The 17,229-nt window shown below is 73.0% G+C and carries 19 protein-coding genes; 11 read left to right on the forward strand and 8 right to left on the reverse strand.

The window, feature by feature from the left end; genetic code table 11:
• Positions 1-31 precede the first annotated feature (31 nt).
• From ACIBTU_RS15505 to ACIBTU_RS15515, 3 genes are all read left to right on the forward strand, one after another.
• Positions 32-1,159 (forward strand): magnesium and cobalt transport protein CorA, encoded by a 1,128-nt coding sequence (locus ACIBTU_RS15505; RefSeq protein ID WP_399126631.1) that lies wholly within the window; start codon positions 32-34, stop codon positions 1,157-1,159.
• 62 nt (positions 1,160-1,221) lie between these two features.
• Positions 1,222-2,841, forward strand: a complete 1,620-nt coding sequence (locus tag ACIBTU_RS15510) for a serine/threonine-protein kinase (protein WP_399126632.1) — start codon at positions 1,222-1,224, stop codon at positions 2,839-2,841.
• Positions 2,769-3,644, forward strand: coding sequence for a PQQ-binding-like beta-propeller repeat protein (locus ACIBTU_RS15515; protein WP_399126633.1), 876 nt, complete (start codon positions 2,769-2,771; stop codon positions 3,642-3,644). Before ACIBTU_RS15510 ends, ACIBTU_RS15515 begins: the two co-directional genes overlap by 73 nt.
• A 34-nt stretch (positions 3,645-3,678) precedes the next feature.
• Here ACIBTU_RS15515 and ACIBTU_RS15520 read toward each other — a convergent pair whose 3' ends face one another.
• On the reverse strand, positions 3,679-4,098 hold the full coding sequence (locus tag ACIBTU_RS15520) for a CBS domain-containing protein (RefSeq protein WP_399126634.1): 420 nt from the start codon (positions 4,096-4,098) through the stop codon (positions 3,679-3,681).
• A gap of 132 nt (positions 4,099-4,230) precedes the next feature.
• On the reverse strand, positions 4,231-4,863 hold the full coding sequence (locus ACIBTU_RS15525) for a uridine kinase (RefSeq protein WP_399126635.1): 633 nt from the start codon (positions 4,861-4,863) through the stop codon (positions 4,231-4,233).
• 86 nt (positions 4,864-4,949) lie between these two features.
• On the opposite strand from ACIBTU_RS15525, the gene ACIBTU_RS15530 reads away from it, so the two are divergent.
• From ACIBTU_RS15530 to ACIBTU_RS15540, 3 genes are all read left to right on the forward strand, one after another.
• Positions 4,950-5,678, forward strand: coding sequence for a DUF2293 domain-containing protein (locus ACIBTU_RS15530; protein ID WP_399126636.1), 729 nt, complete (start codon positions 4,950-4,952; stop codon positions 5,676-5,678).
• A gap of 208 nt (positions 5,679-5,886) precedes the next feature.
• On the forward strand, positions 5,887-6,372 hold the full coding sequence (locus ACIBTU_RS15535) for a DUF1772 domain-containing protein (protein WP_399126637.1): 486 nt from the start codon (positions 5,887-5,889) through the stop codon (positions 6,370-6,372).
• Between the two features lie 100 nt (positions 6,373-6,472).
• Positions 6,473-7,963, forward strand: coding sequence for a glutamate synthase subunit beta (locus ACIBTU_RS15540; RefSeq protein WP_399126639.1), 1,491 nt, complete (start codon positions 6,473-6,475; stop codon positions 7,961-7,963).
• 27 nt (positions 7,964-7,990) lie between these two features.
• Here the strand turns inward: ACIBTU_RS15540 and ACIBTU_RS15545 are convergent, their stop codons facing one another.
• Both ACIBTU_RS15545 and ACIBTU_RS15550 read right to left on the reverse strand, forming a co-directional pair.
• A complete protein-coding gene (locus tag ACIBTU_RS15545) occupies positions 7,991-8,263 on the reverse strand; it encodes a DUF397 domain-containing protein (protein ID WP_399126640.1) in 273 nt (90 codons plus the stop codon).
• Positions 8,264-9,133 carry a helix-turn-helix domain-containing protein gene (locus ACIBTU_RS15550; protein WP_399126641.1) on the reverse strand — a complete coding sequence of 290 codons (870 nt, stop codon included), beginning with the start codon at positions 9,131-9,133 and terminating at the stop codon, positions 8,264-8,266.
• Between the two features lie 361 nt (positions 9,134-9,494).
• Between ACIBTU_RS15550 and ACIBTU_RS15555 the strand changes: the two genes are divergently transcribed.
• Together ACIBTU_RS15555 and ACIBTU_RS15560 are read left to right on the forward strand one after the other, a co-directional pair.
• Positions 9,495-9,896 carry an ATP-binding protein gene (locus ACIBTU_RS15555; protein WP_399126642.1) on the forward strand — a complete coding sequence of 134 codons (402 nt, stop codon included), beginning with the start codon at positions 9,495-9,497 and terminating at the stop codon, positions 9,894-9,896.
• Between the two features lie 113 nt (positions 9,897-10,009).
• Entirely contained in the window at positions 10,010-10,447 is a 438-nt protein-coding gene (locus tag ACIBTU_RS15560) for a hypothetical protein (RefSeq protein ID WP_399126643.1), read from the forward strand.
• Positions 10,448-10,466: 19 nt separating this feature from the next.
• On the opposite strand, the gene ACIBTU_RS15565 is transcribed toward ACIBTU_RS15560, so the two are convergent.
• Positions 10,467-11,156, reverse strand: coding sequence for a DUF899 domain-containing protein (locus ACIBTU_RS15565; RefSeq protein WP_399126644.1), 690 nt, complete (start codon positions 11,154-11,156; stop codon positions 10,467-10,469).
• 226 nt (positions 11,157-11,382) lie between these two features.
• On the opposite strand from ACIBTU_RS15565, the gene ACIBTU_RS15570 reads away from it, so the two are divergent.
• Both ACIBTU_RS15570 and ACIBTU_RS15575 read left to right on the forward strand, forming a co-directional pair.
• The gene (locus tag ACIBTU_RS15570; RefSeq protein ID WP_399126646.1) at positions 11,383-12,234 is read left to right on the forward strand and encodes a trypsin-like serine peptidase; all 852 of its coding nucleotides are present in this window, start codon (positions 11,383-11,385) and stop codon (positions 12,232-12,234) included.
• 78 nt (positions 12,235-12,312) lie between these two features.
• Positions 12,313-12,867 (forward strand): 2'-5' RNA ligase family protein, encoded by a 555-nt coding sequence (locus ACIBTU_RS15575; protein ID WP_399126647.1) that lies wholly within the window; start codon positions 12,313-12,315, stop codon positions 12,865-12,867.
• Here ACIBTU_RS15575 and ACIBTU_RS15580 read toward each other — a convergent pair.
• A complete protein-coding gene (locus ACIBTU_RS15580) occupies positions 12,858-13,646 on the reverse strand; it encodes a nucleotidyltransferase domain-containing protein (RefSeq protein ID WP_399126648.1) in 789 nt (262 codons plus the stop codon). The two genes, ACIBTU_RS15575 and ACIBTU_RS15580, sit on opposite strands and share 10 nt — an antisense overlap.
• 107 nt (positions 13,647-13,753) lie before the next feature.
• On the opposite strand from ACIBTU_RS15580, the gene ACIBTU_RS15585 reads away from it, so the two are divergent.
• Entirely contained in the window at positions 13,754-14,554 is an 801-nt protein-coding gene (locus tag ACIBTU_RS15585) for a hypothetical protein (RefSeq protein ID WP_399126649.1), read from the forward strand.
• Here the strand turns inward: ACIBTU_RS15585 and ACIBTU_RS15590 are convergent.
• Together ACIBTU_RS15590 and ACIBTU_RS15595 are read right to left on the reverse strand one after the other, a co-directional pair.
• A complete protein-coding gene (locus ACIBTU_RS15590; protein WP_399126650.1) occupies positions 14,508-15,518 on the reverse strand; it encodes a glycoside hydrolase family 6 protein in 1,011 nt (336 codons plus the stop codon). The two genes, ACIBTU_RS15585 and ACIBTU_RS15590, sit on opposite strands and share 47 nt — an antisense overlap.
• Positions 15,519-15,610: 92 nt before the next feature.
• A complete protein-coding gene (locus ACIBTU_RS15595; protein ID WP_399126651.1) occupies positions 15,611-17,086 on the reverse strand; it encodes an NCS1 family nucleobase:cation symporter-1 in 1,476 nt (491 codons plus the stop codon).
• Between the last annotated feature and the right edge of the window lie 143 nt (positions 17,087-17,229).

Raw genomic sequence — 17,229 nt, forward strand, 5'->3', positions numbered from 1 at the left:
GTACGTGAGAATCCGGCGCGAGGAGCCGAGCATGTCGATGGCGGGCAATCTGCGGAAGGTCGGCAGCCTGCGCAAGGTGGGCGGGCTGCGCAGAGTGGCACGGCTGGCGCGCCGGCAGCCCCGGGTGGACCTGAGCCACCCGGCGCGCTCGCCGCTCGGGTCCGCGGTGGTCAACTGTGTGACGTACATCGACGGGCGGCGCGAGGCGGGCGACCACGACCTCCGCGAGGCCGTGCGGCGGGTGCGCAAGAGCGAGGAGGGCTTCGTCTGGCTCGGGCTGCACGAGCCGACGGAGTCGGAGATCGCCGAGGTCGCCGAGCTGTTCGACCTGCACCCGCTGGCGGTCGAGGACGCGGTGCACGCGCACCAGCGGCCGAAGGTGGAGCGGTACGGGCAGACGCTGTTCGCCGTACTCAAGACGGTCTGCTACGTCGAGCACACCCAGGTCACCGCGACGAGCGAGGTCGTCGACACCGGCGAGATCATGGTGTTCGTCGGCAGCGACTTCGTGATCACGGTGCGGCACGGGCGGCACGGCTCGCTGGGCCCGGTGCGCGAGGGCCTGGAGGCGGATCCGGAGCAGCTCGCCAAGGGTCCCGCGGCGGTGCTGCACGCGATCGCGGACGGCGTGGTCGACGACTATCTGACGGTGCTCGACGAGTTCCAGGCCGACATAGACGAGGTCGAGGAGGCGGTCTTCGCGCAGAACGGAGCGAAGGTCGACCCGGGCCGGATCTACCAGCTCAAACGCGAACTGCTGGAGCTGAAGCGGGCCGTGGTCCCGCTGTCCCGGCCGGTGCTCGAGCTGGCCGGGCGGCCGCTGCCGGCGGTGCCGCCGGAGATACAGGCGTACTTCCGTGACGTCTCCGACCATCTGCTGCGGGCGGCCGAGCAGATAGCGGCGTTCGACGAACTGCTCAACTCGATCCTGCAGGCCCATCTCGCGCAGGTGACGGTCGCGCAGAACGAGGACATGCGCAAGATCACGGCGTGGGCGGCGATCGTGGCCGTGCCGACGATGGGCTGCGGCATCTACGGGATGAACTTCGACAACATGCCGGAGCTGCACTGGCGCTACGGCTATCCGCTGATGCTGTCGGTGATCGCCGGGCTCTGTCTCGTCGTGTACCGGGGGTTCAAGCGCAACGGCTGGCTGTGACGTGACGCCGGCCGGCGCGCACTAGTCTGTACCGTCCATGTCAGCGCCCAGGGGGGTGAGCGATGCCTTTGCGGGAGGACGATCCCGAGTCGATCGGCGGCTACCGGATCGAGTCGCGGATCGGCACCGGCGGCATGGGGGTGGTGTATCGCGCCCGCACTCCGTCGGGCCGGACGGTCGCCGTCAAGGTGGTGCACGCGCAGTACGCGGACGACCCGGAGTTCCGGGCGCGGTTCCGTCAGGAGGTCAGGGCCGCGCGCCGGGTGAGCGGTGCGTTCACGGCGCCGGTCGTGGACGCGGACCCGGACGCGGCGCGCCCCTGGATGGCGACCGTGTACGTCGCCGGGGACACGCTCGCGCAGCGGGTCGCCGAGCACGGCACTCTGGACTGGACGCGGTTGCGCCGGCTCGGGGTGGAACTGGCGGAGGCGCTGCGGGAGTTGCACCGGGCCGAGGTCGTGCACCGTGACCTGAAGCCGAGCAACGTGCTGCTGCTCGGTTCGGGCAGGGGCGACGAGGGCGGCCCGGATCCGGACGGGGCCGCGGGTGCGGTGCGCGTCATCGACTTCGGCATCTCGCGGGCCGCGCAGAGCGATGTGCGCACACAGACGGGCATGGTGCTGGGGTCGCCGCCGTTCATGGCGCCCGAGCAGTTCAGCACTCCGCGGGACGTGGGTCCGCCGGTGGACGTGTTCTCGTTCGGGGCGCTGCTGGTGTACGCGGCGACGGGCCGCAGCCCGTTCGAGGCGGAGAACGCGTATCTGGCGGCGTACCAGACCGTGCATCACGAGCCCGAACTGGGCTCGCTGCCGGTCGAGTTGCGGCCCCTGGTGCTTTCCTGTCTCGCGAAGGCGCCGCAGGATCGGCCGACGCCGGACGCGTTGCGGGACGCGCTGGCCGCGCTGCCGGAGCGGGTGGCCGGTGACGACAGGACCGCGCCGGCGGGGACGCCGGGCGGTCCGACCCTGACGCTCGGCGGCGGTGACGCGACGGCGCCAGGTGTGTCCACGCGGGGCGGCAAGAGCGGCGAGAAGGACGAGAGCGGCGGCGCCGACCTCACCCCCGTCACGCCCCGCGCCGATCGCGGCGGCACGGCCGCGTCCTCCTCCGGCGGTGACACCCCGGTGGCCGCGGTGGGCGGGGCGGCGGCGGACAGCCCGGCCCCTCACCGGTCGAGGCGCCGCCGGATCGCCGTGGCGGCGAGCGTGCTCGCCGTGGCCCTGGTGGCGGCCGCCGGTATCTCCGTCGCGGTCCGGGGCGGCGCGGCCGGCGGGGCGTCGGTGGCGCGGCAGGACGCACCCGCGACCGTGGCGGGCTGGCGCCCCTGGACGACGTCGCTCACCAGGGCGCCGAAGGACGGCAAGGACGCGTCCGAGGTGCCGGACCCGCGCGAGCTGATGCCGGACTCGTACCAGTGCACGCCGTCGCGGCTCGGCGTCTACTGTTCGTCGTTCACCACGACGCTGATCAGGCTGGACCCGGCGTCCGGCAAGGTCGACTGGAAGGTGCCGATGGGCGACGCGGGCCGGTCGGGCGGCACGCTGACGAGTCGGTGGTGGCGGCCGGCGAGGGGCTCGTCTTCGCGTTCAGCGGGGACGGCACGCAGGGCGTGGACGCCTACGACGCCGACACGGGGCACCGGGTGTGGCGGAAGAAGGGCCCGCACGCCGAGTTCGCGCTGATGAGCGGCGTACTGGTCGTGCATCTGGGCGAGTTGGGGCCGTCCTCCGCGGCCGGCTACGCGGCGTTCGATCCGCGCAGCGGGAAGGAGCTGTGGCGGCGCACGCTCACCACGGACTCGCCGAGCCCGCTGTACGCCGGGGCCGACGGGACGCTCGTAGCGGATCTGCGCCGGGCGAAGGCGGGCGTGCGCACGGTGGAGCGGCTCGATGCCCGTACGGGCCGGACGCTGGGCCGGGCGCGGGCGCCGAGGGGCGATCTGTGGCTGGCGACGGTGCGGGGGAACCGGGCGTACTACGCGCGCTGGGAGGACGACACGGGCGTCTCGTCCCGCATCTTCGTCCAGGACCTCGTGTCCGGCCGGGTCCGCTCCGTGGACTTCCCCTGGGCCGTCGAGCCGGAGGCGCCGCCGCTGGTCGTGGGCGACACCATGTACCTCTTCGACTACGCGAACGAGATCGTGCTGGCGCTCGACCTCGAGCGCGGGAAGGCGCTGTGGACGACCTCGCGCGAGCTGCGGCTGTTCAGCGAGCCGACGGTGAGCGGCGACACCCTGTACGCGACGACGCCGGGCAACAGCGTGGTGGCCATCGACACCCGCACCGGCAAGGAGCGCTGGCGCACCCGGCCTCCCGTGGAGCCCGCCGGACAGCACGGGAAGCCCGGGAAGAACGGCGGCACGATCGACCAGCGGTCGCCCAGCGGGACCGGCCCGCTGCGGGTCGGTGACGTGTTCTACGGGGTGACCGGGGACGGCGCGTTCTCGGTGGCCGCGCCGGGGAAGGGAGCACGGCCACCGAGATGACGACGGCGCGGAATCCGCGGCGGATCGGCCCGGGTCAGGACTTCGCGTAGACGCTCTCGACCCAGGCGGCGATCTGGTCGTCGTTCAGGTGCATGGCCAGGTCGGCTTCGCTGATCATGCCGACGAGCTTCTTGTCCCTGATCACGGGCAGGCGGCGGATCTGGTGGTCCTGCATCTCGTGGAGGACCTCGCCGATGTCGGCGCCGGCATCGATCCAGCGCGGGGTGCCCTTGGCCATCTCGCCCGCGGTGACCTTGGCGGGGTCGTGCCCCATGGCGACACAGCCGACCACGATGTCGCGGTCGGTGAGGATGCCGCACAGCCGCTCGTTCTCGTCGCTGATGGGCAGGGCACCGACGTTCAGTTCACGCATCAACTGGGCGGCGCGGTCCAGGGTTTCGTGGGCGGGGATCCAGCGTGCGCCGGAGTGCATGATGTCCGCGGCGGTGGTCATGGTGGTACCTCCCGATGCCGGGTCGAAGGGGGGTTCCCGGCGCCGTCCCTCATTCTCGTCCCGGTCGGTACGGGGCGCATGTCATGGCTTTGACCTGCACCTTCGCACTCTTTGCGCCCGGTATCCCTCGGGTCAGCCGTTCCAGGCGGGGTGGCGGGGGTCGTCGGCGCGGATGACGACGTCGGCCGTGCTGCCCGGGCCGGTCTCGTCGTCGTAGCGGGTGAAGGCGGGGAGGGTCCACCGCTCGGACTCGGGGGTGCGGCGGCGCAGCGCGCCGGCGGAGAGGCTGATGTGCACCGTGAGGTCCAAGGGGAACCAGTGATTGAGAAGGAAGGGGCCGTGCAGCAACAGGGGGCTGCCGGGCGGGAGTTCGACGTAGTCGCTGCGGGTCGCGCGGTCGGTGGCCGGGTCCCACAGGTCGGGCAGGACGCGGCCGGTGCCGTCCGCTTCCAGGGGCCCGAAGACCTCGCGCCACAGGGCGCCGGTGTCGAGCCAGCCGCTGTAGTACGCCTCGGTGTCCTGGTGGCCGTACTCGAGGCGGATCGACGCGGGGCGCAGAAAGCCGTCCGCGGGCACGACCAGGGAGGAGCGGCCGCGGACCCGCAGGGCCTCGGCGACGCGGCCGGCGAGGTCGCCGGGGCGGGCGGCCGGGGCGCCGTCGAAGGCGATCCGCGGCCAGGCAGAGCCGTCGGCCGGGGCGAGGTCGAGCAGGCGCTCGGCGAGGGTGTCGCCGAGCCGTTCCCAGGTGATCGCTTGGAGTCGCACGGGTCCATGATGCCGGGGCCCTGCCGGGTGACCACGCGCGGTGCCGAGGGGGTGCCGGACGGTGCCCGGCCGGGCATGGAACGGGTATGAGCAGCGTCGTCCCGTCCTCGCCCCTCGCGGTGCGCGGCCCCCTCGTGTTCCAGCCCGTGCGGCGCCAGAGGTGCGCGGTGTGCCGGAGCGGGCCGCTGCGGCTGCTGGTCCTGGACGAGGGGCGGCCGCGCTGTCTGGACTGCGCGGATCTGGCGCATCTGGTGTTCCTGCCGCGCGGCGACACGGCGCTGACGCGGCGGGCGCGGGAGGAGAGCGGGCTCTCGGCGGTGGTGGTGCGCTTCCATCGGCGGCGTGGCCGGTACGAGCGGCAGGGGGTGCTGGTCGAGCCGGCCGGGCTGGCGCGGGCGGAGGCCCGCTGTCTGGCGGACGCGGAGGCGCGGGCGCGGCGGCGGGCGCGGGACGCGGCGCGGCGGGTGGTGCGGGACGAGGTGTTCGTGGCGGAGTTCGCGGCGGAGATCCGGCGGCTGTTCCCGGGGTGCCCGGCGGAGCGGGCCGCGGCGATCGCCGGGCACGCGGGGGCGCGGGGCAGCGGCCGGGTCGGGCGGACGGCGGCGGGCCGGGCGTTGTCGGAGGGCGCGGTGCGGGCGGCGGTCCGCGCGGGTGTCCGGCATGTGGAGACGCCGTACGACGCGCTGCTGATGTCCGGGGTGCCGTGGCGGGAGGCGCGGGCGCGGGTGGCGGCGCCGGTGGAGGCGGTGCTCGCGGTGTGGCGGGCGCGGGACGCGGAGCGCGAGCCGGCCGGGGCCGACCCGGAGGCGTCCTGAGTCCGTACCGGCCCGGGAACGCCCCGTCGGTACCGGCAGGCACTCCCCCTCCCCCGCACCCCCGAATCCTTGCGCCACATCCCCAGACCCCCGAATCCCTCCCCTCCCCTTAAATCCCTGCCGGTCTCCGCCGGACTGCGGCATGATCTCGGGGTCGGTGGCGGCGGGGCCGTACGGGGCCGGGGGCCGGCCGGCCGAGGGGGTTGGCATGATCGAAGGACCGTACTTCGTGCTCGTGGTGTTCGGGGCCCTGTGGTGCGGGCTCGCCGCAGGCGTCTTCGTCGCGTTCTCGACGTTCGTAATGCGCGGCCTCGGCGCCCTGCCGCCGGACCGCGCGATCGCCGCGATGAACGCGATCAACGTGGCGGCCGTGAACCCGGCGTTCATGGTCGTCTTCCTCGGCGCCGCGGCGCTGTGTGCCGTGATCGCCGTCGTGACGTTCGTGCTCTGGCCCGAGCAGGGCACCGTCGAGCTGCTGCTGGGCTGCGCGCTGTATCTGGTCGGGTCGTTCGGCGTGACGGTGCTGGCGAACGTCCCGCGCAACGAGGCGCTGGCGAAGCTGGCCGGTGACGAGGAGGCGGAGGCGAGCGCCACGTACTGGCGGACGTATCTGAGCGAGTGGTCGGGCTGGAACCACATCCGCAGCGGCGCCTCCCTCGCCGCCTCCGCCTCCTTCCTGCTCGCGCTGACCTGAGCGCCCGCGCCGACCTGCGCCGATCCGCCCCGGCCTGAGATGTCCCGCGGCCCGGGCGGACGTATCGTGGCGAAAAGAGCCGCGGCGTAGGGAGACGGCCATGGCCGACCCCAAGGGCTTTCTCAGGACACCCCGGCGGGAGGCGCCGCGCCGCCCCGTCGAGGAGCGCGTCCGGGACTGGGACGAGGTGTACGTGCCGGGCGGCCTGCTGCCGATCGTCGGCGGGCAGGCCGACCGGTGCATGGACTGCGGTGTCCCGTTCTGCCACGACGCGTGCCCGCTCGGGAACCTGATCCCGGAGTGGAACGACCTCGTCGCGCGCGACGACTGGCGGGCGGCGAGCGAGCGGCTGCACGCCACGAACAACTTCCCCGAGTTCACCGGCACGCTCTGTCCGGCCCCCTGCGAGGCGGGGTGCGTGCTCGCGATCAACCAGCCGGCCGTGACCATCAAGAACGTCGAGCTGGCGATCGCCGACCGCGCCTGGGACGAGGGCTTCGTGTCCGTGCGTCCGCCGGAGCGCCTGTCGGGCCGCAGCGTCGCCGTGATCGGCTCGGGACCCGCGGGGCTCGCCGCGGCCCAGCAGCTGACCCGCGCGGGCCACACCGTCGTGGTGTACGAGCGGGACGACCGGCCGGGCGGGCTGCTCCGGTACGGCATCCCGTCGTTCAAGATGGACAAGCGCCGGCTGGATCGCAGGCTGCGGCAGCTGGCGGACGAGGGCGTGCGGTTCCGTACGTCGACGGAGGCCGGCCGGGACGTCGGCGCGGCCGAGCTGCGGGCCCGGCACGACGCGGTGGTGATCGCCACCGGCGCCACCGAGTGGCGTGAACTGGACGTGCCGGGGCGGGAGTTGACCGGCATCCATCAGGCGATGGAGTACCTGCCGCCGGCGAACCGGGTGGGCGAGGGCGATCTGCCGGTCTCCCCGCTGCGCGCCGAAGGCCGGCACGTCGTGATCGTCGGCGGCGGCGACACGGGCGCGGACTGCCTGGGCACGGCGCTGCGCGAGCGGGCCGCGTCCGTCACCCAGCTCGACATCTACGGCAGGCCGGGCGACGAGCGCGACGAGGAGGCGGAGCCCTGGCCGACGTATCCGAAGCTGTACCGGCTGTCGGCGGCGCACGAGGAGGCGGACGCGCTGGAGTCGTCGCCGCTGGCGCACGCGGACGCGCGGCTGTTCGCGGCGTCGACGCTGCGGTTCACGGGGGACGAGCGGGGCCGGGTGCGGGAACTGCACCTCGTGGAGGTGGACGCGGGTCGGCGGCCGCGGCCGGGGACGGAGCAGGTGCTGCCCGCCGATCTGGTGCTGCTCGCGCTCGGGTTCCAGGGTCCGGAGCGGCGGCCCGGGGGCCTCGTGGACCAGTTGGGGCTCGAGGCGGACGAGCGGGGCGGGCTGGCCCGGGACGCGGGGTTCGCGACGCCGGTGCCGGGCGTGTTCGTCGCCGGGGACGCCGGGCGCGGGCAGTCGCTGGTGGTGTGGGCGATCGCGGAGGGCAGGGCGGTCGCGGCGGCGGTCGACCGGTGGCTGACGGGGGCGACGGTGCTGCCGGCCCCGATCGGGGCGTACGACCGGCCGATGACCGCGTGAGGCCCCCGAGGCCGTCCCCGCGGGGGTTCAGGACAGCAGGAAGTCCGCGTCGCCGGCCTTGGCGCCCTCGATGAACGCGGTGATCTCACCCGGGGTGTAGATGAGCGCGGGTCCGTCCGGGTCGGAGGACTGGCGCACGGCGACCCGGCCGTCGGCCAGCTTCATGGCCTCCACGCAGTTGCCCCCGTTGCCGCCGCTCCAGGGCTTGTGCCAGCCCTCGGTGCCGAGTTCACGCGCGGGCATGCCGTTGTAGACCGGCTCACCGTCCACGCCTCGTATCCGGTCCTTGATCCGGTCCATTCAGATCTCCTTGCGGAGATCGCTCAGGATCTCCTTGGTGCGTTGTGCCGTCGCGGCGTGCGCCGCCATGCGGTCCATGACCTCCAGGTGGGTGGCCACCTCGGGGCGCGCGTCGAGGTAGACGGCGCCGGTCAGGTACTCGCTGTAGACCATGTCCGGGAGTTCGGGCACGGCGAAGCGGAACAGGACGAAGGGTCCGTACGTGCCCGGGTGCGGGCCGGACGCGAACTCCGCGACCTGAAGCGTGACGTTGGGCAGCTCCATCACGTCGAGCAGACGGTCGATCTGGGCGCGCATCACGTCCGCGCCCCCGACCGGGCGGCGCAGCGCCGTCTCGTCCATGACCATCCACACGCGGGGCGCGTCCTCGCGGGTGAGCAGGGCCTGGCGCCGCATCCGCAGGTCGACGTGGCGGTCCACGACCTCCGGGTCCTCGACGAGCGCCCGGCCGACGGCCCCGGAGCGGAGCACGCCACGCGCGTAGTCCGCGGTCTGGAGCAGACCGGGCACGAAGTGCGGCTCGTACGACCTGATGAGGGAGGCGGCGCCCTCCAGGCTGACGTACATCGAGAACCAGCCGGGCAGGATGTCGTGGAACCGCTGCCACCAGCCCGGCTTGTTCGCCTCCTCGGCGAGCTGCACGAACGCGTCGGCCTCGCCGCGGGCGACGTCGTAGGACTTCAGGAGCAGCTGGAGGTAGGGGATCTTGAGGGCGACCTCGGCGGTCTCCATGCGCCGGATCGTCGCGGCGGTCACGCGCAGTACACGGGCGGCGTCCTCGCGCTTGAGCCCCGCGCCCTCCCGCAGGTCCTGGAGACGCCGGCCGAGCACGACCTGGCCGACCGTCGGCGCGGACCGCGGTTCGCTCACGCCCCTGCCCTCCCAGTAGTCCCTGTGTCGAGTTCCAGCCGCGGAAGAAGGCCGGGAACCATCAGGTCACCGGCCGATTCCCCGCGGTCCACCCTCATGGGGCGCCGCGCGACGAGCTGTTGGCAGCAGTGTGCCATGCCCGCCCGGAACGGCACACTGCACTCTGCACTTTTCAGAGTGGCTCTTGCCAAGTGTTCACGACGGGGAGATAGTGGCAAGCGTGACTCCGTCCGCGCCTTTAGGAACAGCAGCCCGCGAAGCTACGCTCGGTGACCTTTCCGGTACGCCGTTCGGGCCACCGGCCCGCCGCAGCAGCTTCGAACTGGCTCCCCACCCGGGCTCCGCCGCACAGGCCCGGCGCATGACGCGTGCCCATCTCACGGGGTGGGGCGCGTGCGAGGACACCTGCGACGCGGCGGCTCTCGTCGTGTCCGAGCTGGTCACGAACGCGATCGTGCACACCGCCAGCCGCCGTATCCACTGCGAGCTGCACGAGCTGTGCGACGACGCGGGCGAGCGCGTGCGGATAGCCGTGCGCGACGAGGGCCGGATGCCCGGCGACTCGGCTCCGGCGGGCCGGATCGCACCCGAGGAGGAGCACGGCAGGGGGCTTCTTCTCGTGGCCGCGGTCTCCAGCGCGTGGGGCGCCCAGGAGACCGGACCGGGCCTGGTCGTGTGGGCCGAACTGCCGCGCGACGGAGGGCAGGGCGCCGTCCCGGGCCCGATGGCCGGGGACTCCGGCCCCGCCGAGTGGTCCTGGTGAACGGCCGGTGCGTACAGCCGGCTTGAACGGCCGCACGGACGACCTGAACGTGCTGGTGAACGTCCGCCCCGAGCGGTCTGGCGGAGAACGACGAGCGTGCTGAGCGGGAACGGATGGGCGTGTTGACGACGAGGACGATGCACCTGGACTCGCTGGTCGGCCTCGCGCGGCGACGGCCGATATCGAGCCCCGTCCCACCGACCCTGCGCCTGGGCGTTCCTGACGGCATGACGGCACCGCTCGGCTGCGACGCCGTGTCCGTCCCCGAGGACTTCGCGCGCGCGATGACGCGCCGGCTGCCCCGCATGGGCTGTGTCTACGCGGACGGCGCGCACTGGTGGTGGATCGTGCCCTCGGACTCGGACGTGGCCCTGGAGTGGCCCGCGCCCGCCCGCTACACGACGGGTGCGCTGGTGCCGGACGCCCGGCGCACACCCGCGCTCATCCACTGCCCCGACGGGGCCGTGCCGTACACGCCGCCGATCCCGCTGTACCTGGCGCTGTGCCGGGTGACGGGGACGACGCCGTCCTGGTCGCGCTCGGCGGCCTGAGCGGGCGTCAGCCGGCCTGTCAGTCGGCGTACTCGTCGTGGTGGCGCACCGCCGCGCTGCCCGCCGGGGCGCCGAGCGCCGAGGACCGCCCCGCGGGGAGCTCCCACTCCTCCTGCCGCCCCAGTGCGGTGAGGTCCAGCAGGTTCGTGGTGAAGCCGATGCCGTCGAGGCCGCGGTCGAACGTCGAGTACGTGTGGAAGACCCGCTCGCCGTCGCGCAGGAAGCAGCTGATCGCGGGGCGCTCCTGGAGGCAGCCGCCGACCTCCACGGTGGTGCCGAAGTCCTGGTTGAAATCGCTGAGGTTCGAGGAGTACCAGGGCACCGTCCAGCCCATGCGGGCCTTGAACGGCAGGATCTTGGTGAACGGGGCGCGGGAGACGGCGGCGAAGGCGGTGCCGCGGGCGCGCAGGTGTGCCAGGTGCCCGATCTGGTCGAGGAATCCGGAGCAGCTGGGGCAGCCGGCCTCCCACTCGGGCGCGAACATGAAGTGGTGGACGACGAGTTGGGTCCGGCCCTCGAACAGGTCGAGCAGTTCGGCCTTGCCGTCCGGCCCCTCGAAGACGTACAGCTTGTCGATCTCGACCATGGGCAGCTCGCGCCGTCGCGCGTTCAGTGCGTCCCGCGCCCGGGTCGCCGCCTTCTCCAGTGCGAGCAGCTCCTCGCGGGCGGCGCGCCACTCCTCGTGCGTGACCACCTTCGGCAGCCCCATGGTTCCTCCTCGGATCGGGGTCTCTGGGAGGTGTGACCGGGGGTGTGCGCGGAACTCATCGCTGCCGCCGAAGATTTTTTCCGTCAATTCTCGTGGGGTTCCCGGGGGTTCCCCGAATGTTCGCTGAGGGTGCACTGTTGTCCGCTGAGCCTGACACCATCACAATGCTCATGCCAAACATGGCGCTCGGTGCACCACTCTCACCTCGGGAGAGGAACCCCCCACTATGAACAAGTCTCTCGTCGGCGCGCTCTTCGGCGTGCTCCTGCTGGGCGCGACCGCCGCCCCGGCCACGGCCCTCGGCGACTCCGCGACGTCCCAGCACACGGCGAAGGTCAAGCCCAGGGCCGTCAGCTTCGCCGGCACGGTGGCGCTCAGCAACTGTTCCGGCTCGGTCGTGCGGGTGCCCAACTCGCAGCCGACCGACCCGGCCCTGGTCATGTCGAACGGCCACTGCCTGGAGTCCGGCTTCCCCGGCCCCGGCGAGGTCGTCGTCGACCAGCCCTCGACCCGCACCTTCGGCCTGCTCAACTCGGCGGGCAGCAAGGTCGCGACCCTGCGCGCGAGCAAGGTCGCGTACGGGACGATGACCGACACGGACGTCTCGCTGTACGAACTCACCAGCACGTACCAGCAGATCGAGAGCTCCTACGGCATCAAGGCCCTGGAGCTGTCCGCGGATCACCCCACCCAGGGCACCGCGATCAGCGTCGTCTCGGGCTACTGGAAGAAGATCTACAACTGCTCGATCGACGGCTTCGCCTACCGTCTCAAGGAAGGCGACTGGACCTGGAAGGACTCGGTCCGCTACACCTCCGCCTGCGACACGATCGGCGGCACCTCCGGCTCTCCGGTGCTCGACCAGGCGACCGGCAAGGTCGTCGCGGTCAACAACACCGGCAACGAGAGCGGTGAGGAGTGCACGGACAACAACCCGTGCGAGGTGGACGAGAACGGCCAGGTGACCGTGCGCCAGGGCATCAACTACGCCCAGGAGACGTACGGGATCGTGCCGTGCGTCGGCATAGGCAACAAGATCGACCTGTCGGCTCCGGGCTGCGCCCTGCCCAAGCCGTGACCTGACCGGCCCGTTCTCGCGCCCCGCCCCACAGGGGGCGCGGGGACGGGCCTTCGGCACCGGTGTGACACTGGGCGCGTGACCAGGGACGACACCGCAGCGGACGCCACGCCGGCGGACCATGAAGGATGGCCGGATGTCGCGGGCGACACCGCCCTGACGATCCACGTCCCGGAGGCGGACGGGCTGGTGCGCACCCCGTCCCGGGCGCATGTCACGGTGCTCTATCCCTTCCTGCCGCTCCCCCGCCTCACCGGCGCCGCCGACGCGCGGCTGGCCGCGCTCTTCGCCGCCGTGCGCCCCTTCACCCTGACCTTCCATGAGCCGCGCCGCTGGCCGGGCGTCCTGTATCTGGCGCCGGAACCGGACAATCCGCTGCGCGCCCTGACGAAGGCGGTCCGCGACCACTGGCCGGAGGCCGTCCCCTACCGCGGCGTCTTCGGACACGAGGGGCTCGACCCGCATCTCACGCTGGCGAGCGGCGACGGTACGGACTCCCTGCCCACCCGCGACTTCAGCGCGGCCCTGCCTCTCCGGACCCGGGTCGGGGAGGTCCGGCTGATCGTGACGGACGGGCCCGGGACCGGCTGGCGGGACGTCCGCGCGTACCGGCTGGGCGCCGCTCAGTCCTGACCGCGCGCCGCGCGCACCGCGCCCTCCAGCAACTCCCGTGCCCCGTCGACGAGTCGGCCCAGGTCCGGCTCGGCCAGGACGTCGTCGACGCCGCGCAGCCCGGCACGGGCCAGCAGCCGCTTCTCGTTGGTGACCCATTCCCCGCGCGCGGCGAGCACGGCGTGCGCGGCCTGCATCGCGGCGATGCTCACGGCGCCGACGACCTCGGCCCGGCCGCCGTTCGGCACGTTGCCCGCGCGCGCGTACCCGAGCGTCATGGCGGCCTTGCCCCACCACTCCTCGGCGGCGGCCTCGCGCAGCGCCGGCGGGTAGCGGTCGACCGTGGGAGCCGTGCCGCGCAGGACACGGTTGAGGGCGAGTTCGGCGACGACGAGGTAGGTGGGGATCCCGGCGAGGTGGAACATGAGCGGCTCCCAACGGAACCGGCCCGCCTCCGCCTCCTTCACCTCGTGCTCGACCTCGTCGAGGTCCCGGTAGTGCACGTCGACCCGTCGACCGTCGACGACCAGCCAGGCCCCGCCGTTGAACACCCCGCCGCCCCAGCCGCCGATCTCCGACGCCTCGCCCTCCCAGCCGAGGTCCCGCAGGTCCTGCGGGTCGAAGGCGCCCCGGTAGTACACGGCGAGGTCCCAGTCGCTGGACTCCTTGTGCGTGCCCTGGGCCCGCGATCCGCCGAGGGCGACGGCGTGCACGTGCGGGAGGGAGGCGAGGCGGTCGGCCACGGAGTCGAGGAAGCCGGCGTCCTGGTCGAGGATGCCTTCGGTGCTCTTGGGGTCCATGAGGCAGCACGGTAGCGGGAGTTCGCCGCCGGTCGGACTGTCGGTGCCGCGCTGTACGGTTGCCGCAGTTCCAGCACATGATCCACATCCACGGGGGATGCGCAGCCATGAGTTCGACCTTGCGCGGGCCGAGTGCCCCGCACCCCGCCGCGCGGGCCGGGCGGCGGCCCGGGTGTCTCGCGGCGCCGTTCGTCCTCGCCGGCCGGGTCTTGCGGCCGACCCGGCCGGACCGGGTCACCGACGGTGCCATCGAGTCGGCGCAGATCGCCCGCACCGCGATCGGGATCGCGGCGACGCTCTGGCTCGTCTACGCGTACCCGATGCGCCAGTCGGTCGGTTCGTTCGCGATGGACAAGTTCGCGGAGACGCTGCTGAGCACGGGGGTCCTGGTGGTGGCGGGGCCGCTGGCGCTCGCGGTGTTCGTGGCCGCCGCGCGGCCGCCGCTGCGGGGCGTGTACCTGCGGCGGCTGACCGGTCCGCTGCGCGGCTTCGCGGCCCTGCTCGCGGCCGTACTCGCCCTGGCGCTGCCCTCGTTGACGAACGGGGGCACGGCGCTGGACGGTCCGCTGTACTACGTGTTCCTGATCGCCGGGCTGCCGCTCGTCCTGTTCGCGCTGCCGTTCGCGCTCACCGCGTGCGTGCTCTGCGTCCACCACGCGTTCCGCACCGCCGATGTGCACGAGGTGCTGCCGCCGCTGCTGTCCCCGCTGCTCGTGTGGGCCATGTTCGGGGTGCAGGTGGTCGACGACGCGCCGGTCGCCGCTCCCCTGCCGGTCCGGATCCTGTTCCTGATCGGTCCGCCGCTGTCGGTGACGGCGCTGTCCTGGTGGGAGCTGAGACGGCTGCGCACGCACTTCGGGATCACGCTGCGCGGGGCCCTGAACCGCGGGGCGCCGGCGCGCCCGTGAGCCGGGCCGGGCTGTTGCGGGCCAGCTCCAGCGCGCCGCTCTCCCACCACTGCCCCGCCGGGGGTCCGCCGCGGCAGGTCCCGTCGGACTCGCCGGGGCGCTTGATCCAGAGGTACGCGTCCAGGGCCGGGTCCGCCGACCCGGTGGTGGGCGGGGTGCCGAGGGCGCGGCCGGGCGGGTTGCACCAGGCGTCGGTGCCTTCGTAGGGGCCGTTGCCGTTGCGGCTGCTGTCGATGACGAAGTGCGGGGCGCCGCCGAGGGCGGCGAGGAGGCGGTGGCCGTAGGCGGACGTCTCGCTGTTCGTACGGTAGTTGGCGACGTTCAGGGCGATGCCGGTGGCCGCGGCGACGCCCGAGCGGCGCAGTGGGTCGACCAGGCGGGCGGGGTCGGGGATCCAGCCCGCGTTGCCCGCGTCGAGGTAGACGCGGGTGCCGGGGCGGGCGGCGAGGCGCTGGACCGCGTAGGCCAGGAGGGCGTATCGCTCCTCGATGTCGGCGCCGGGGCAGCCGGCGACGGCCGAGGCGACGGCGTCCGGCTCCACGACGACGTAGGCGCCGCCGCTGCCGAGGCCGGACACGAGGGAGTCGATGTAGGCGCGGTAGGCGGCGGCGTCGGGGGCGCCGCCCGCGGAGTAGGAGCCGCAGTCGCGGTGCGGGATGTAATAGGTGACCAGGACGGCGGTGCTGCCCGCGCGGGCGGCCGCTTCGGTGACGGCGCGGGCGGTGGGGCCGGGGTCGGCACCGCCCAGCCAGACCGCCTGGGGGCGGGTGGCGATGCGGTCGACGAGCGCGGCGTCCGCGGTGCGGCCCTGTGCGCGGTACGCCGCGGCCTGGCGGGCCGCCGCGCTGTCCGGGTCGACCCAGAAGACGGTGCCGGCCGGGGCCCCGTGCCCGGCGGCGGCCGGGGCGAGACTCAACAACGCCGCCAGCAGAGCGCCCAGTACCGGGCGCGAGGACTTGGCCATGGCGGGATGATGCTCGGCCCCCGCCCGCGCCGGGGCGCCCGAGGGCCCCGGCGCCGAAAGGTGCACCCGTTCGGCGGCGCGGCCCCCTGGGATCAGATCCCGGCCGGTTCCGTCTGCTCCGGCGTCGCCGACTCCGCTCGCTCCGCGCGGCAGATCAGCCCGTAGAGGAGCGCCGAGACCGCCGTACCGATGAACCACGAGTACCCGGCGACCGCGTCGAAGGTCGGGACGAGCGCCAGGACCACGGCCAGGCCGGCGGAGGGGACGAAGGCGGCCAGGGCCTTCGGGTTGACGCCGCCACGGTAGTGGTAGCGGGAGCCGGGGGTCGCGTCGAAGAGGGCGCGGTCGTCGATGCGGCCGCGCTTCACCCAGAAGTAGTCGAGCATGATGATGCCGAACAGCGGGCCGAGGAAGGCGCCGAGGCCGCCGAGGAAGTAGTTCACGACGGTCGGGTTGGAGTACAGGTTCCAGGGCGTGACGACGAGGGCGAGGACCGTCGAGATCGCGCCGCCGACCTTGAAGCTGATCTTCTGCGGCCACACGTTCGCCAGGTCGTAGGCGGGCGAGACGAAGTTGGCGACGATGTTGACGCCCATGGTGGCGACGGCGAAGGTCAGCGCGCCGAAGACGAGGACCCAGGTGTTGCCGATGCGGGCGACGAGGAGCGCCGGGTCCGTGATCGCCTCACCGAAGACCTCGACGCTGCCGGCGGTGACGACGACCGAGAGGACCACGAACGCCGTGGAGTTGACGGGCAGGCCCCAGAAGTTGCCGCGCCGCACGGTCTTGTAGTCGGGCGCGAACCGGGAGAAGTCGCAGAAGTTCAGCATCAGCGTGCCGTACGTGGCGAGGATCAGGCCGATCGCGCCGAACCACTGGCGGAACTGCTCGCCGGTGGAGACGGGGTGCGGGGTCGTGGTCAGGGAGATGGTCCAGCCGGCCTTGGCCCAGATCCAGATCGCGAGGGCGAGCATCACGATCCAGATCGCGGGTCCGCAGAAGTCCTGGAACTTGCGGACGGACTCCATGCCGCGCGTGATGATCAGCGACTGCACGAGCCACAGCGCGAGGAAGGACGCCCAGCCCAGGGCGTGCAGGCCGAGGAAGGAGTGCTCGGTCCAGGACTTCATCCCGGGGAAGGCGGCGAGCACCATCACGTTGACGGCGACGGAGGCCAGGTAGGTCTGGATGCCGTACCACATGATGGCGATGACGGCCCTGATCAGGGCGGGGATGTTGGCGCCCCAGACGCCGAAGCTGATGCGGCTGACGACGGGGAACGGGACGCCGTGGCGCTGCCCGATCCGGCCCATCGCGTTGCAGCCGGCGTAGATGAGGACGAAGCCGATGAGCAGGGCGCTGAAGACCTGCCAGGCGTTGAGGCCGAGGACCAGCAGACCGGCCGCGAAGGTGTAGTTGCCGAGGTTGTGGACGTCGGACATCCACAGGGCGAAGAGGTCGTAGACCTTCCATTTGCGCTCCACGGCGGGCGCGAGGTCCTCGTTGACCAGGCGCGGGTCGGGAGTGAAGGCGACGGCCTGCGTGGGCGTGGGTTCGGCCACGGGCATGGGGTACCTCCCAGGGTGCTGTGACGAGCAGGGTGCTGTGACGGGCAGAGTGCTGTGACGAGCAGCGAAAGGGGTTTGGTATACCAAAGCGGCGTCATCGTCCCGCCCCCGACGGCCCCCGGCAATGTCCCTACGGTTACGGC

The sequence above is a fragment of the Streptomyces sp. NPDC050145 genome (assembly GCF_044460245.1).
In the GTDB taxonomy this organism is placed as follows: Bacteria; Actinomycetota; Actinomycetes; order Streptomycetales; family Streptomycetaceae; genus Streptomyces.